This is a genomic window from Limnohabitans sp. DCL3 (assembly GCF_048019295.1).
Taxonomy (GTDB): Bacteria; Pseudomonadota; Gammaproteobacteria; order Burkholderiales; family Burkholderiaceae_C; genus Limnohabitans_A.
On record NZ_CP171842.1, the window covers coordinates 3,285,838 to 3,300,522 of the forward strand.

The 14,685-nt window shown below is 61.0% G+C and carries 12 protein-coding genes; 7 read left to right on the forward strand and 5 right to left on the reverse strand.

Annotated features, from left to right (window positions below):
* The first annotated feature begins 54 nt into the window (after positions 1-54).
* Entirely contained in the window at positions 55-729 is a 675-nt protein-coding gene (locus ACHEXK_RS15120; RefSeq protein ID WP_090044111.1) for a response regulator transcription factor, read from the forward strand.
* A gap of 50 nt (positions 730-779) precedes the next feature.
* On the forward strand, positions 780-2,243 hold the full coding sequence (locus ACHEXK_RS15125; protein WP_416547130.1) for a sensor histidine kinase: 1,464 nt from the start codon (positions 780-782) through the stop codon (positions 2,241-2,243).
* A gap of 6 nt (positions 2,244-2,249) precedes the next feature.
* Here the strand turns inward: ACHEXK_RS15125 and ACHEXK_RS15130 are convergent, their stop codons facing one another.
* Genes ACHEXK_RS15130 through ACHEXK_RS15145 form a run of 4 tightly spaced genes read right to left on the reverse strand, consistent with a single transcriptional unit; the run spans position 2,250 to position 4,638 of the window.
* Positions 2,250-2,909, reverse strand: coding sequence for a glutathione S-transferase family protein (locus ACHEXK_RS15130; RefSeq protein ID WP_416547131.1), 660 nt, complete (start codon positions 2,907-2,909; stop codon positions 2,250-2,252).
* A 28-nt stretch (positions 2,910-2,937) separates the two neighbouring features.
* Positions 2,938-3,138 (reverse strand): hypothetical protein, encoded by a 201-nt coding sequence (locus ACHEXK_RS15135; RefSeq protein ID WP_416547132.1) that lies wholly within the window; start codon positions 3,136-3,138, stop codon positions 2,938-2,940.
* Positions 3,135-3,908: a biotin--[acetyl-CoA-carboxylase] ligase gene (locus ACHEXK_RS15140; RefSeq protein ID WP_416547133.1), complete on the reverse strand. Its 774-nt coding sequence runs from the start codon at positions 3,906-3,908 to the stop codon at positions 3,135-3,137. Before ACHEXK_RS15140 ends, ACHEXK_RS15135 begins: the two co-directional genes overlap by 4 nt.
* Before the next feature lie 31 nt (positions 3,909-3,939).
* Entirely contained in the window at positions 3,940-4,638 is a 699-nt protein-coding gene (locus tag ACHEXK_RS15145) for an SET domain-containing protein (RefSeq protein WP_416547134.1), read from the reverse strand.
* A 95-nt stretch (positions 4,639-4,733) separates the two neighbouring features.
* On the opposite strand from ACHEXK_RS15145, the gene ACHEXK_RS15150 reads away from it, so the two are divergent.
* From ACHEXK_RS15150 to ACHEXK_RS15170, 5 genes are all read left to right on the forward strand, one after another.
* Positions 4,734-7,664 carry a DNA topoisomerase III gene (locus tag ACHEXK_RS15150; RefSeq protein WP_416547135.1) on the forward strand — a complete coding sequence of 977 codons (2,931 nt, stop codon included), beginning with the start codon at positions 4,734-4,736 and terminating at the stop codon, positions 7,662-7,664.
* A gap of 169 nt (positions 7,665-7,833) precedes the next feature.
* Positions 7,834-8,856: an ABC transporter substrate-binding protein gene (locus tag ACHEXK_RS15155; RefSeq protein ID WP_416547136.1), complete on the forward strand. Its 1,023-nt coding sequence runs from the start codon at positions 7,834-7,836 to the stop codon at positions 8,854-8,856.
* A 43-nt stretch (positions 8,857-8,899) separates the two neighbouring features.
* Positions 8,900-11,095: an ABC transporter permease gene (locus tag ACHEXK_RS15160; protein WP_416547137.1), complete on the forward strand. Its 2,196-nt coding sequence runs from the start codon at positions 8,900-8,902 to the stop codon at positions 11,093-11,095.
* 12 nt (positions 11,096-11,107) lie between these two features.
* Positions 11,108-12,154: an ABC transporter ATP-binding protein gene (locus ACHEXK_RS15165; protein ID WP_416547138.1), complete on the forward strand. Its 1,047-nt coding sequence runs from the start codon at positions 11,108-11,110 to the stop codon at positions 12,152-12,154.
* Positions 12,151-12,783 (forward strand): HAD-IA family hydrolase, encoded by a 633-nt coding sequence (locus tag ACHEXK_RS15170; RefSeq protein ID WP_416547139.1) that lies wholly within the window; start codon positions 12,151-12,153, stop codon positions 12,781-12,783. The genes ACHEXK_RS15165 and ACHEXK_RS15170 overlap by 4 nt, the downstream gene beginning before the upstream one ends.
* On the opposite strand, the gene ACHEXK_RS15175 is transcribed toward ACHEXK_RS15170, so the two are convergent.
* The gene (locus tag ACHEXK_RS15175) at positions 12,766-14,673 is read right to left on the reverse strand and encodes an acyl-CoA synthetase (RefSeq protein WP_416547140.1); all 1,908 of its coding nucleotides are present in this window, start codon (positions 14,671-14,673) and stop codon (positions 12,766-12,768) included. The two genes, ACHEXK_RS15170 and ACHEXK_RS15175, sit on opposite strands and share 18 nt — an antisense overlap.
* Between the last annotated feature and the right edge of the window lie 12 nt (positions 14,674-14,685).

Genomic DNA, 14,685 nt, shown 5'->3' on the forward strand with positions numbered 1-14,685 from the left:
CCACAAGATGGGCTTCACAAGCCGAGGCCGCTGCCATAACAACAGGAGACAGACATGCGCATTCTGATAGCCGAAGATGACCAGGTGCTTGCCGATGGTTTGTTGCGCACGCTGCGCAGCGCGGGTGCGGCCGTGGACCATGTCGCCAGTGGCAGCGAGGCCGACGCCGCCTTGATGACCAACAACGAATTTGACCTTCTGATCTTGGATTTGGGCTTGCCCAAAATGCATGGGCTTGAGGTGCTCAAGCGCTTGCGCTCCAGGGGATCTGTGCTGCCCGTGTTGATCCTCACCGCCGCCGACAGCGTGGAAGAGCGGGTCAAAGGGCTCGATTACGGCGCCGACGACTACATGGCCAAACCCTTCAGTTTGCAAGAACTTGAAGCGCGCGTGCGTGCACTCACGCGCCGCGGCATGGGCGGGGCCACATCGCAAATCAAACACGGCCCACTCATTTACGACCAATCTGGCCGCGTGGCCACCATCGACGGCAAGATGGTCGAATTGTCGGCCCGTGAATTGGGCTTGTTGGAAGTGCTGTTGCAACGCGCGGGTCGATTGGTGAGCAAGGACCAGCTGGTCGAGCGCCTGTGCGAATGGGGCGAAGAGGTCAGCAACAACGCGATCGAGGTGTACATCCACCGATTGCGCAAGAAAATCGAAAAGGGCCCGATCCGCATCGCCACCGTGCGCGGTTTGGGTTATTGCCTGGAAAAAATTCCGGGCTGAGCGACGGATGATGTGAACTTCGCACAGACCGAGCCCAGGACCTGCAAGCCATGAAGTCGCGCGGCTGGAGTGTGCGTCTTTTCAAGCGTGAGCAGCGCTCTTTGTTTGGCGAAATTCTGGACTGGATGCTCACGCCGCTGTTGCTGCTTTGGCCCATCAGTTTGGCGTTGACTTGGCTGGTTGCTCAGGGCCTGGCCAACAAGCCTTTTGATCGGGCATTGGTCTACAACGTTCAGGCCTTGGCCCAACAGGTCAAGCTCGATGCCAACAAACGCGTTCAGTTCAGCCTGCCTCAGCCCGCCAGTGAGTTGTTGCGTGCCGATGAGACGGACTTGGTGTACTACCAAGTGCTCGGTGGAGAGAAAGAGCACTTGAGCGGCGAGCGCGATTTGCCCATGCCGCCTTCCGACCAAGACAAGGGCAGCAGTTACGAGGTGCATATTCGCGATGACGAGATGCGCGGCCTGGAAGTGCGCGTGGCCTACACCTGGATCCGGCTGGACGCAGAGGGCAAAACCCCGGCCTTGGTGCAAGTGGCCGAAACCCGCGAAAAGCGTTCTGTACTGGCCGCCGAGATCATCAAGGGGGTCATGCTGCCCCAGTTCGCCCTGTTGCCCTTGGCCGTGCTCTTGGTGTGGCTGGCGCTGGTGCGCGGCATCAAGCCTTTGTCGCAACTGGAAGAACGCATCCGCGCTCGCAAACCCGATGACCTGAGCCCACTGGACGACAAAGCCGTGCCCATGGAGGTGGCCCCCTTGGTGGTGTCGGTGAACGACCTGCTCGAGCGCTTGAAAGACTCCATCGTCACTCAAAAGAGGTTTTTGGCCGATGCCGCGCACCAGCTCAAGACCCCATTGGCCGGCTTGCGCATGCAGGCCGATCTGGCGCAGCGGTCGGGCTCGAGTGAAGAAGACTTGAAAAAATCATTGCAACAAATTGGCCGCGCCAGCGTGCAGGCCACCCACACCGTCAACCAGTTGTTGTCTCTGGCGCGCGCAGAAGGCGGCGGGGTACACCAGTTGCAGCAAAACTGCGACATGGTGACGCTGGCCAGCGATGTCTTGCAAGACAGCTTGCCTGGCGCCATGGACAAAGGTTTGGACCTGGGCTATGAAGGGGTGACGGCGGCCACCCCGGGAGCTCAGGTGATGGGCAACCCCGTCTTGCTCAAAGAAATGCTGCGCAATTTGGTGGAGAACGCGGTGCACTACACACCCAGCACACCTGAGCGACAAGGCGTGGTCACGGTGCGCGTGCTGGTGGACCCCTACAGCAAAGCCTTGGTCATGCAGGTCGAGGACAACGGCCCCGGCATCCCGGTGGCTGAGCGAGAACTGGTGTTCCAACCGTTCTACAGAGCACTGGGTACGAATGTGGATGGATCAGGTCTGGGCCTGCCCATCGTCAAGGAAATCGCCCAGCAGCACGGGGCTTCGATCACCGTGGATGCCGCCCACCCTGGACATACGCCGCCGGGCGCGTGTTTCACGCTGCGCTTTGGCCCTGTGGCCTGAGCCCACTCAAGCGGGTTGGCCCATGTTCAGCTGCAAACGCTCGCGTGCGATCACCCGCGCAACGGCAGGCTCTGCCGCCACCTTTTGCACAAAGGCCCACAGCACAGGGTGTTCTTCAGGGCCGATACCTGCCAACGTACCCCAACGGGTCAGGGTCAGGCTGTAAGCGTCGAGCGGTCCAAAGCGCTCACCGCTGAGCCAAGGCTGAGCTTGGGCTTGTGCCGCTTGTACCAGCACTTGCAACTCACCCAACATGCCACGAAACAGTGCGGTGTTGAAAGGCTTGAGCGCCGCTTGCACCTCGGGCAGGTCCGAGAACTTTTGCGGCATGAAGATGTGCGTGAAGGTGGGGTGCACGGTGTTGTTCATCCAGGCCAGGGTGGACAGGGCTTGGGCGCGGGCCAGCGGCTCGGTGGGCAGGAAGCCCATGTCGGGGAACAATTGGTCCAAGTGCAGAGCAATGGCCACAATTTGGGTGATCGCTTGGCCCTTGTTCACCAAGACGGGCACTTGGCCGCGCGGGTTGATGGCTTTGTAGTCATCGCTGTTTTGCTCGCCTTTGTGCAGCTTGACCATGCTCGGCTCAAACTCGGCGCCACTCATTTCCAACAACACATGGGGCACAAAAGAGCAAGCGCCCGGGGCGAAATAAAGTTTCAGGTTCATGGGCAACTCGGTTTTCTTCCGTGGAGGTTCAAGGGGTTTGCGCGGCCAGGCGTTGCGCGACAGCTTCAGGGCTTTCGAGGGTCAAGGCTTCCGGGCGGATTTGTTGGCCCAGCCGCTCGGGTTCGCGGGCGGTGTTGGGGCCAAGGCCCCAACGGGCAAAAGCGTCCCATTGCCAAGCCAATGTGGCGGCATTCAAGACCAACAAAACAGCGATCACAAAACGGCTCATGGTGGAGGGTTCGAAACGGGGAAAGGTCGCACACTGATTTCGGCGCTGTGGATCTCTTGCACACCGGCGTCGGTTTGCAATCGCAAGGCACCGGTGGGGCCGATGCCGAGCGCCTCGCCCACCTGGCCATCGCTGGTGTGCACCCGCCGGCCCTTGAGCGTGTCGCGTGCATGAAACCGGGCTTGCAAGGGGGCAAAGCCCTCCTGCGCGAATGTGAGCAGCGTCTGGATGAGCGGGAAAGCCACGCGTGCCAAACAGGCCGGGGCAGTCAATTGGGGCAGGAGTTCAGTCAAGGCTGCTGGCGCCGTGTTCAGGCCGTCGCCCACGCGAGGGCAGATGTTCAGTCCCACACCCACCACCACTTGGCTGCGCCCCGCCATGCTGGCCGCTTCCACCAAAATGCCGCCGAGTTTGCGATCCTCAAACCACAAATCGTTGGGCCATTTCAGGCGCACATGGGGGTGCAGGCTTTCCGCCAAGCTCAAGCCCACGGCCAAGGACAAACCGGACCAGTCTTTGGGTGCGAGGGACAAGCTGAGTGAGAAGGTCAGTGAGTCGCCAGGCTGACTTTGCCAGGCACGCCCCATGCGCCCGCGCCCCGCAGTTTGCCGCTCGGCCACCAGCAAAATCGCCTCATGCTGTCCCGCACGTGCCCGGCGCATCAGTTCGCTGTTGCTCGAATCAATTTCGGGCAACACTTCGACCGTGAAATCGGGCAACAAGGGAAACACTTGCTCCCAAATTGCTTCAGCGGGCCAGGGGGTCATCATCCGTGCATCAGGGTCAGCGCAGCAGAACAAGTCAGCGCTTGAGCCCCGGTCTCGGTGTCTTTTGCGCTTTGGTGGTCTTGGCCGTCTTGGCGTCTTTCACAGGCTTGGGCGCTTTCACAGCCTGGTCTGCTTTGGCCGGCTTGGCCGCTTGACTGGGGCCCGCAGAGGCGGCCTTGCCTTTGGACAGGCTTTGGGCCTTGTTTTTCTTCTGCTTGGGAATCTTGGGGGTGTTGGGGCGGTCTTTGGGTGAGAGCAGCGTGCCACGGCAATGGGGCGCACCGCACCAGCAGGGGTACTCGGCCAAAAGCTTCTTGGTGTAGGGCTCGTCGATGATCAGGCCGTAGTCGTAGTTCAATTCTTCGCCCGCCTTGATGGGGCGAATGGCCTTGATAAAGATGCGCTCGTTCTCTTCGTCCGCCTCGCAATTGGGATTGCAGCTGTGGTTGATCCAGCGTGAGGAGTTGCCGCCATGCAATGCGTCGATCACCCGGTCTTCGTTCACATGGAAGTAAAAGGTGTGGTTCGGATCATTGGGGTCATGCGGATGGCGCTCTTGCGCTTCGTCCCAGCTGATGACTTCACCCACGTATTCGATCAAGGTTTCGCCGTCGGCGATGTCCTGCAGCGCGAAGACGCCTTTGCCATGGACGCCCGAGCGGCGAACCTGGATGCGTTTGCCGGATGCACGTGCAGCCGAGCGGCTGGGGGAAGATACAGGGGTTTTGGCCACGGCGTGAAAAATTTGTTATGGTGAATTCATGTGGGCGTGTGCGCAAGCGCGTGCCCGGGCGCGTGCGCACACGCGAGACAACGGATTGTAATGACATGAAAACCTTGGTAATTGCAGAGAAGCCTTCAGTGGCTCAAGACATCGTGAAGGCTTTGACACCGAGCGCGGGCAAGTTCGAAAAGCACGACGACCATTTTGAAAACGACACCTTCGTTGTGACCAGCGCCGTGGGCCACCTGGTGGAAATCCAGGCGCCTGAGCAGTACGACGTGAAACGCGGCAAGTGGAGTTTTGCCAATTTGCCCGTCATTCCGCCGCACTTTGATTTGAAGCCGGTGGACAAGACCAAGAGCCGCCTTTCTGCCGTGGTCAAGCAAGCCAAGCGCAAGGATGTGAGCGCCCTCATCAACGCCTGCGACGCCGGACGCGAAGGGGAGTTGATCTTCCGCCTGATCGAGCAATATGCTGGGGGCGCCAAACCCCTGAACAAGCCGGTCAAGCGCCTGTGGCTGCAGTCCATGACGCCGCAAGCCATCCGCGACGGCTTTGCCAGCCTGCGCAGCGAACAACAAATGCAGGGCCTGGCCGATGCCGCCCGCAGCCGCTCCGAAGCCGATTGGCTCGTGGGCATCAACGGCACCCGCGCCATGACCGCTTTCAACTCGCGCGACGGGGGTTTTTTCTTGACCACTGTGGGCCGCGTGCAAACACCCACGCTGGCCGTGGTGGTGGAGCGCGAAGAACAAATCCGCAAGTTTGTCAGCCGCGACTATTGGGAAATTCATGCCGAGTTTGCTGCCGCTGCCGGTACGTATCCGGGCAAGTGGTTTGACCCGAAGTGGCGAAAAGAAGAGGACGCTGAAAAGAAAGCCGACCGGAAGTGGACCGCGGCCGAGGCGCAAGCCATTGTTCATGCCGTGCGCGGCCAAACCGCCAGCGTGACCGAAGAGGCCACACCCACCACACAAGCGAGCCCCGGCCTGTTTGATCTGACCAGCTTGCAACGCGAAGCCAACGGCAAGTTTGGTTTTTCGGCCAAGACCACGCTGGCGCTGGCCCAAAGCCTGTACGAACGTCACAAGGCCCTGACCTACCCGCGTACCGACTCGCGCCACTTGCCCGAAGACTATGTGCCCGTGGCCAAACAAACGTTCGAGATGCTGGCCGACAGCGGCATGCGCCACCTGGCCCCGCACGCCCTCACGGCGCTGAACAACAACTACGTGCGCAAGATTCCGCGCGTGTTCGACAACAAAAAGGTCTCGGACCACTTTGCCATCATCCCCACGCTGCAAGCGCCCAGCGGCCTGTCTGAGGCCGAGCAAAAACTGTACGACTTGGTGGTGCGCCGCTTCATGGCGGTGTTTTTCCCCAGCGCTGAATACCAAGTCACCACCCGCATCAGCGTGGCCGCAGGCCACAGTTTCAAGACCGTGGGCAAGGTGCTGGTCAAACCCGGCTGGTTGGCCATTTACGGCAAAGAAGCCGCCGCCGAAGTGGAAGACGCCAAAGACGGTGACAAGGGCCAGAACCTGGTGCCGGTGCAAGCGGGTGAACAGGTCGGTGTGGAATCGGTCGAGGCCAAGGGCCTGAAGACCCGCCCCCCTGCCCGCTATTCAGAAGCCACGCTGCTGGGCGCCATGGAAGGCGCGGGCAAGATGGTCGATGACGACGAATTGCGCGAAGCCATGCAAGAAAAGGGTTTGGGCACGCCAGCCACCCGCGCCGCCATCATTGAAGGCCTGATCAACGAAAAATACATGTTGCGCGAAGGCCGTGAAATGATCCCGACGGCCAAGGCCTTCCAGCTCATGACGCTTTTGCGTGGTTTGGGTGTCGAGGAGCTGTCCAGGCCCGAGCTGACCGGCGAGTGGGAGTACAAACTCGCCCAGATGGAACAAGGCAAATTGAGCCGCGCCACTTTCATGGCAGAAATCGCGGCCATGACCGAGCACATCGTCAAGAAGGCCAAGGAATACGACCGCGACACCGTCCCCGGTGACTATGCAACGCTCTCGGCACCCTGCCCCACTTGCGGTGGCGTGGTCAAAGAAAACTACCGCCGCTACACGTGTTCGGGCGCCGACGGCGCGAGCGATGGTTGCGGTTTCTCGTTCGGCAAGTCCCCTGCGGGCCGCACCTTTGAACCCGCCGAAGTCGAGCAGTTCATGCGCGATAAGAAAATTGGGCCGCTGGAGGGCTTCCGCTCCAAGGCCGGTTGGCCCTTCGTGGCCGAGATGGCGCTCAAGTACAACGAAGATGAAAAGAACTGGAAGCTTGAATTCGACTTTGGTGACGACAAGAAAAACGATGACAGCGGCGAAATCGTTGAATTGACCGATGAAGCACTGGGCGCGTGCCCCAAGTGCGGCAGCCCAGTGCATGAGCACGGCAGCAATTACGTGTGCAGCAAGGCTGTGCCCACGAACGCGCAGCCCACGCCGAGCTGCGACTTCAAAACGGGCAAACTCATCTTGCAGCAGCCGATTGAGCGTGAGCAGCTTGTCAAACTGCTGACCAGCGGCAAAACCGATGTGCTCGACAAATTCGTCAGCAATCGCACCCGTCGCAGCTTCAAGGCCATGCTGGCTTGGAACCCTGAAGAGGGCAAAGTGACGTTTGAATTTGAGCAACGCGAAGGCGGCAAGAAATACCCACCCCGCAAAACAGCGGCGACCAAGACGCCGTTTGGCAAAGTGGCGGTGAAGAAGGCCGCGACCAAAACCACCGCCGCCAAAACACCTGCCGCCAAAAAAGCGGCCAAGACGGCTGCACCCAAAGTGCCTCGCAAAGCCACGGTGGGCACCTTGAAGCCCAGCGCCTCATTGGCCGCCGTGATTGGTGATGGCACTTACGCCCGCACCGAGGTGGTCAAGAAAATTTGGGACTACATCAAGGCCAATGGTTTGCAGGATCCGGCGGACAAGCGCTCGATCAAGGCCGACGGCAAATTGAAGGCGGTGTTTGGCAAAGACAGTGCCACCATGTTTGAGCTGGCCGGGATCATTGGCAAGCATCTGGGGTAGTGTTGAAGTTCATGATGTTCACGGTCTGTGATCACGCTTGTGCCAGCCATTTCTATCCGGCCCAGGTGCACGCGACCATGAGCGCCAAGTCCCACAGTCCGGGGTGCTGGCCGGTTTTTTCTGTGTGTAAGTTGGCCATGTCGGCCGTTTTTTCCTGAGGAGTATGAAAATGAAAAAGACCATGTGGATGGCCCTGCCGATATTGCTGGCCACAAGCCAAGCGGCGCATGCCCAAAGCGGTGAGTTCAACATGATTTGTTCGGCCCAGGCGGCTTGGTGCAACTTGCTGGCGGTGACGTTTGAGAAAAGCCAGGGCGTGAAAGTGAACATGACGCTCAAGGGCTCGGGCGAGGCGATTGCCCAGATCATGGCCGAGCGTGCGAACCCCAAAACCGACCTTTGGTTTGGGGGCACCGGGGACCCGCACCTGCAGGCGGCCGAGCAAAACTTGAGCCAGGAATACAAATCACCCACTCTGCCCAAGCTGCACGATTGGGCACAAAAGCAGGCCGCGCAATCCGGCTACAAAACGGTGGGCATTTATTCTGGCCCGCTGGGCTTTGGTTACAACACTGAGTTGGTTGCCAAGAAAAAATTGCCTGTCCCCAAGACCTGGGGCGATCTGCTCAAGCCCGAATACAAAGGCGAGATCCAGTCGGCCAATCCGGCATCCAGTGGCACGGCGTACACCATGATTGCCACGCTGGTACAGCTCATGGGCGAAGAGCCGGCCTTTGAATACCTGAAAAAGCTGCACGGCAACATCGCCACTTACACCCGCTCGGGCACTGGCCCCATCAAGGCGGTGGCCCGCGGCGAGGCGACGGTATCGATCAGCTTTGTGCACGACGGCCCCGGCGAAAAAGCCCAGGGTTTCCCGCTCGAAACCATCACCCCTGCCGATGGCACAGGCGCCGAAATCGGCTCGATGTCCATCATCCGTGGTGCGCGCAACATGGATGCGGCCAAGAAGTTTTACGAATGGGCGTTGACACCATCGGCCCAAGCGTTGGGTGCGGCCACGCTGCAGTTTCAGCTGCCTTCGAACAAAGAAACCAAGGTCGATCCGCGCGTGCCCGACTTCCGCAAGATCAAGATGATCAATTACGACTACGCCAAATATGGCCAGACCGCCGAGCGCCGTCGCCTGATCCAGCGTTGGGAAAAAGAAGTCAACAGCCTGCCACGCTAACCCACCGGGGGGCCTGTGTCGCCCTGGTTTATCGGACCTCTCCATGGATCACTTGTTGCGTCGTTTGACCCATCCGTTGTTTGGGTGGGTGGTGCTGGGGGCGCTGGCCTTTGCAGCGCTGCCCTGGTATTTCCTGCAATCGCAGTCGCTGCTGGATGCGCTGTGGAATAGCTGGGGCAGCGACAGCGCCGGCAGTGGCTTGGCCCATGCCATGGGCCACGGCAGGCCTTGGCTCTGGAGCGGGTTGGTCGGCTTGCTGATCGCAGGTTTGGCACTCACCTTGCCGCCCGGCCGCAACCAAGGCCGTTGGCTGGTGGCGGGTGCGCTGATGGGCTTGTTGGGTTTGCTGGGCAGCGGCTTTGCCATTGGTGCGCCGGGCTGGACTTGGGCCACCCTTGAAGGTTGGTGGGGTCCGCTGGACAAGGGCCAATACGGCATGGGCTGGGGTGCTGCGGTCGTCCTGCTCAGCCTGGTGGTGGTGTTGGGCGCTGGGGTGGCGCGGCTGGGCTATTTCCGCTCGGATGTGTTCGTGTCCTCGTCGGTCATGGTGTGCGTGGCGCTGCTGGCGCTGTTTGTGGTGTACCCGGTGGCGCGCTCCATGGTGTCGGCGCTGTACGACGACATGGGCCTGTTCTCTCCTGGCGCGCTGGTGGATCGCTTGTCGACCGAGCGCATTTGGGGCTTGGGCTGTGTGCTGGGTCAGACGCGCTGTGGGGTGGCGTGGAACACGCTGTACCTGGCGTTGCTAACCGCGGCGGGCACCACCATCATGGGCACGCTCATGGCCTTGTGGGCCGAGCGCGGCGGTACCCGTTTTGCCCGCCCACTCAATGCCTTGGCCATGCTGCCCATCATCATTCCGCCTTTTGTGGTGGGCTTGGGCCTGATCTTGTTGTTTGGCCGGGCGGGGCTGTACAACCAGTTCATGGAGTGGGCCTTTGGCATTGCCCCCACGCGCTGGTTTTATGGCGTGTTTGGGGTGTGGCTGGCGCAGATGTTCGCATTTACCCCAATCGCTTTCATGATCATGCGCGGTGTGGTGCAGGGCGTGAGTCCGGCGCTCGAAGAGGCCGCGCAGACCCTGCGCGCCAGCCGTTGGCGCACCTTCACCACGGTGACGCTGCCCCTGCTCAAGCCGGGCCTGGCCAATGCGTTCTTGGTCGGCTTTATTGAAAGCATGGCCGACTTCGGCAACCCCATTATTTTGGGCGGCTCGTATGCCGTGTTGTCCACCGAGATCTTTTTTGCCATCGTTGGCGCCTCACTGGATCCTGGCATGGCCGCAGCCCTCGCGCTCGTGCTCACGGCATTGGCATTGGCCATTTTTTTCCTGCAACGCAGCTTGCTCGGACGGCGCAACTTCACCACCGTCACCGGCAAGGGCGACGCGGGTGTGGCCATGCCTCTGCCCAACGCTGTGCGTCGACTGTGCGTGGGGGTGGCTGGGCCGTGGCTCATGTTCACCGTGGTGGTGTACTTGTTTGCGTTTGCCGGAGGTTTTGTCAAAGTGTGGGGCCGTGACTACACGCTCACGCTCGATCACTTCCGTGGTGCCTTCGAGTTGCAGTGGACAGAGCACGGGTTGCTGTGGGCGGGCACCGCCTGGAATTCACTGTTCACGACGGCGAGTCTGGCCGCCATGGCCGCGCCGGTGTGTGCGGGCTTGGGGCTGCTGATGGCATGGTTGTTGGCGCGCACCGAATTCCAAGGTAAAGCCACTTTTGAATTTGCCGCGCTGTTGACCTTTGCGATTCCTGGCACCGTGCTGGGCGTGAGTTACATCTTGGCCTTCAATGTCCCGCCAGTGGAGCTGACCGGCACCGGGCTCATCATCGTGCTGTGCTTTGTGTTTCGCAATTTGCCGGTGGGTGTGCGGGCTGGCACGGCGGCTTTCAAACAGCTCGACCGCTCGCTCGACGAGGCTTCGCAGATGCTGGGCGCCAGCACCCTGACCACGCTGCGCCGGGTGGTGTTGCCCTTGATCAAACCCGCGCTGGCAGCGGCGCTCACCTACAGCTTTGTGCGATCCATGACCACCGTGTCGGCGGTCATTTTTTTGGTGTCGGCCAAATACGAACTGTCCACCACCTACATCATCGGCCGTGTGGGCAATGGCGATTACGGTGTCGCGCTGGCCTATTGCACGGTGTTGATTGTCTTCATGTCCGCCATCACCTGGCTGCTGCAAAAAGCGGTGGGTGAGCGCCAACTGGGGCGCCGCGCCCCGGCCCCCCATTGAGGAGAAACCTGGATGTCATCCCAACCTGGTATTGAATTTCGCCAAGTCACCAAGCGCTACAGCCCGGGTGGACCCCTGGTGGTCAAGGGCATCGATTTTGTGGTGCCCAAGGGCACGTTGACCACCATCCTTGGCCCCAGCGGCTGCGGTAAAACCACCACCCTGCGCATGATCGCCGGACTGGAAAGTCCCAGCAGCGGCCAGATCCTGATCAATGGCCAGGATGTGACCCAGCTCGGCCCCAACGAGCGGCAGGTGAGCATGGTCTTTCAGAGTTATGCGCTGTTCCCGCACATGACGGTGTTGCAGAACGTGAGCTACGGGCTGGAGGTGTCGGGGGTGCCGCGCGCGCAAATTCCCGAGCGTGCCCACACCGCGCTGGCCACTGTGGGCCTGCAGGGCATGGACGAGCGCTACCCGAGCGAGCTCTCAGGCGGCCAGCAGCAGCGGGTGGCGGTGGCGCGCGCGCTGGTGATCGAGCCGGCCGTGCTGCTGTTCGATGAACCCCTTTCCAACTTGGACGCCCGGCTTCGCCGCAGCATGCGAGAAGAAATCCGCAGCCTGCAGCAGCGCTTGGGCCTGACCGTGGCTTATGTGACCCACGACCAGAGCGAGGCGCTGGCCGTGAGCGACCAGATCATCGTGATGGAGTCTGGCTTGCTGGCCCAGGCCGGAACGCCCCAAGCTTTGTACGAACAACCAACCAGTGCCTTTGTTGCCGGTTTTATGGGTGAGGCCATGCTGTTTGACGGCGAAAGTTTGACAGACGGCAGTGTCAGAGTAGGGCCGCTGTCCTTTTTTCCACGCAATCCGTTGGCCGCCGGACCCGTGAAGGCGGCGATTCGCCCGGAAGCTTGGCGCATTGCGCCACGGACAGACGAGCCGCTGGGCGGCCCGCTGGTGAAACAAGCGTATCTGGGTTCATTCCAAGAGTTGACCGTCGATACGGCGCTCGGGCCGGTGTTTGTGGTGACGCCACAGGTCGAGCGGCAATGGGCGCTGGGGGAAGAACTCGGTCTGACTTTGGGTTTGCAAGGCGTGACGGTGGTGGCAGCATGAAGCGTGAAACGGTGGTTTTCGATTTGGGCGGCGTGGTCTTCAACTGGGAGCCCTTGAAGCTGATGCGCGAAGTTTTTCCGGCGCATGCCCAAGATGACGCAGACGCAGGCCGCCTGCTGTCCAATGTGTTCCAAAACCACCAGCCGCATGGTGACTGGGCTCAGTGGGACAGGGGTCTGATCAAGCCCGATGCCTTAGCCCAACGCATCGCGCAAAGACTGGCGATGGAGCCGCATGAAATTCAGGCGCTCATCGATGCCTTGGCACCACACATGCGTGTCAAGCCAGAGACGGTAGACCTGATCCATGAGCTGAAGGCCGCCAATCACAGGCTGGTCTATCTGTCGAACATGCCCGAAGAGCTGGCGCAGTGGATTGAATCCGACCATCCATTTGCCGACTGGTTTGAGGACGGTGTGTTCTCTGCTCGGGTCTGCCTTGTGAAACCAGACGATGTGATTTACCGGTGCGCTGAAGAAAAGTTGTCGATGTCGGGCCAAGCCCCTGTGTTTGTTGACGACATGCAGCCCAACATTGACGCAGCCCATCGCAATGGATGGCGACCGGTTCGGTTTGAAACGGCACAACAGGTCAGAGCACGTTTGTGCGATCTAGGCTTGTTGGTTTGATTCCGCTTCAATATATCTGAGTTGGATGGGCAAAGCGTCCAGCTTCGGTTTGAGCGCCGCCCAGGCCGCAGCAGGTGTGGCGGTGGCGTCGACCGTGACCAGCGCATCGCCCACCGCTTGCACCTGAGGCCATCGCCCAGTGGGTGTTTGCAAGGGGCGCATCACCAGCTGGATCAGGCCTTGCACCACTGCTGCTGTGGCCAAGGTGCGCAATTCGGGCTTGTAAATTTTGCCGACGTTGGTCACTGGCATGCGGGCCAAGAGGGTGATGGATTTGGGCCGGGCCGGCGCTTCGTCCACACGCTCGGCCGTGAAGGCAAGCAACTCGGCCTCGGTGACTTGCGCGCCGGGCTGCAGGCTGGCAAAGGCCACGGGCAATTCGCCCGCGTAGGCGTCGGGCGCACCCACGGCGGCGCACAGGGCCACGGCGGGGTGTGCACCCAAAGCGTCCTCGATCACTTTGGGGTCAATGTTGTGCCCCCCACGGATGATCAAATCTTTGGCGCGCCCAGTCAGGTGTAAGCGGCCTTGTTCGTCAATGAAACCCACATCGCCCGTGATGAGCCAGCCCTCTTGCGTGACGCTGCGGGCGGTTTCCGCAGCGTCCAGGTATCCCGAAAAAACATTGGGGCCTTTGTAGAGCACCATGCCTTTGCCGCCAGCGGGCAGATCTTGCCCGGTGGCTTGGTCGTCGCTGCTCAAAGCCACGATGCGCACCCGCGCGTGCGGCAGTGGCCAGCCCACGCAGCCTGCCGGGGCACGCAGGCCCGGTGGGGCCACGGTGCTCAAGCCTGCGGTTTCGGTCATGCCCAGGCTTTCATGGATCTGTAAGCCAAACAGGTGCTCAAAGCGTTGTGCCAGCTCGGGTGGCAGCGGTGCAGCCCCGGTGCGCACGGAGCGCAGGTGAGCGATGTCTGCGCCACCGAGTGGCACACCGGTCAATGCGGCCAACACCGTGGGTACACCCGACATGAGCGTGCAGCCGTGGTGTTCGACCAAGCGCCAGTAGTTTTGCACCACCTCGCGGTTGCGAAACAAGGCCTCGGTGGGCATGATCACATGCATGCCGACAGCCAACGAACACAAGGCGCCAGGCAACACGCCCGCCACATGGAACAGCGGGTAGCCGTTGATGGTCACATCGCTCGCGCGAAAGCCTTGCATGCTGGCATTGGCCCAAGCAGTGAAAACCTGCGCGCCATGGCTGTGCCGTGCCAGTTTGGGCGCACCGGTGGTGCCCCCGGTGTGAAAGTAGGCGGCGATGTCGCTGGCCTGAAAGACGCGTTCGCTCAGCAAGCGGTCCTTGGCTTGTTGCTGGCGCAGGGCATGAAAGTCTTGGGTGCCCGGCGGCAATGGCTTGGGCACAAGCGCACCATTCGGATCAACCAGCAACACGGTTTTCAAGTGGGGCAATTGGGCTTGCAAGCGCAGCGCTTTGTCACGCATGTGGCTGTCGTCCTCCAAGCCATGCGCAATGAGCGCCTTGGCCTGGCTCGCTTGCAGCAGCGCCAGCAGCTTTTCTTCACTCAACAAGGGGTTGAGCGGCTGCACAATGCCGGCAGCTTCACCGCCCCAAAGGGCCAGGTGGTATGCCAACCCAGCGGGCAGCAAAATGGCCACCACGTCTTGCGGACCCAGGCCCAAACCGTGCAGCAAATTGGCCGTTTGGTGGATGCCTTCAAGCAAGTCGCGGTAGGTCCAAGTGGTGGATGTGCCGCCTGGCAGCCCTGTGTGCAAGAAGGTGAGTGCCGCTTGCTTGGCGTGGACTTCGGCACTGGCCCGAATCAGCGCGTAGGTGCTGACCCAAGGCATGGCTTGGGCCAAAGGCGTGGCCTCTATGCGGCGAATGTCGGTGAGGGATTGAACGGGCGATGAGACGGTCAGATGCATGCGCGATGTTAG

Coding starts and splice junctions, on each gene's coding strand:
- ACHEXK_RS15120 (WP_090044111.1), top strand. CDS start 55: ATGCGCATTCTGATAGCCGAAGATGACCAGGTGCTTGCCGATGGTTTG.
- ACHEXK_RS15125 (WP_416547130.1), top strand. CDS start 780: ATGAAGTCGCGCGGCTGGAGTGTGCGTCTTTTCAAGCGTGAGCAGCGC.
- ACHEXK_RS15130 (WP_416547131.1), bottom strand. CDS start 2,909: ATGAACCTGAAACTTTATTTCGCCCCGGGCGCTTGCTCTTTTGTGCCC.
- ACHEXK_RS15135 (WP_416547132.1), bottom strand. CDS start 3,138: ATGAGCCGTTTTGTGATCGCTGTTTTGTTGGTCTTGAATGCCGCCACA.
- ACHEXK_RS15140 (WP_416547133.1), bottom strand. CDS start 3,908: ATGATGACCCCCTGGCCCGCTGAAGCAATTTGGGAGCAAGTGTTTCCC.
- ACHEXK_RS15150 (WP_416547135.1), top strand. CDS start 4,734: ATGAAAACCTTGGTAATTGCAGAGAAGCCTTCAGTGGCTCAAGACATC.
- ACHEXK_RS15155 (WP_416547136.1), top strand. CDS start 7,834: ATGAAAAAGACCATGTGGATGGCCCTGCCGATATTGCTGGCCACAAGC.
- ACHEXK_RS15160 (WP_416547137.1), top strand. CDS start 8,900: ATGGATCACTTGTTGCGTCGTTTGACCCATCCGTTGTTTGGGTGGGTG.
- ACHEXK_RS15165 (WP_416547138.1), top strand. CDS start 11,108: ATGTCATCCCAACCTGGTATTGAATTTCGCCAAGTCACCAAGCGCTAC.
- ACHEXK_RS15170 (WP_416547139.1), top strand. CDS start 12,151: ATGAAGCGTGAAACGGTGGTTTTCGATTTGGGCGGCGTGGTCTTCAAC.
- ACHEXK_RS15175 (WP_416547140.1), bottom strand. CDS start 14,673: ATGCATCTGACCGTCTCATCGCCCGTTCAATCCCTCACCGACATTCGC.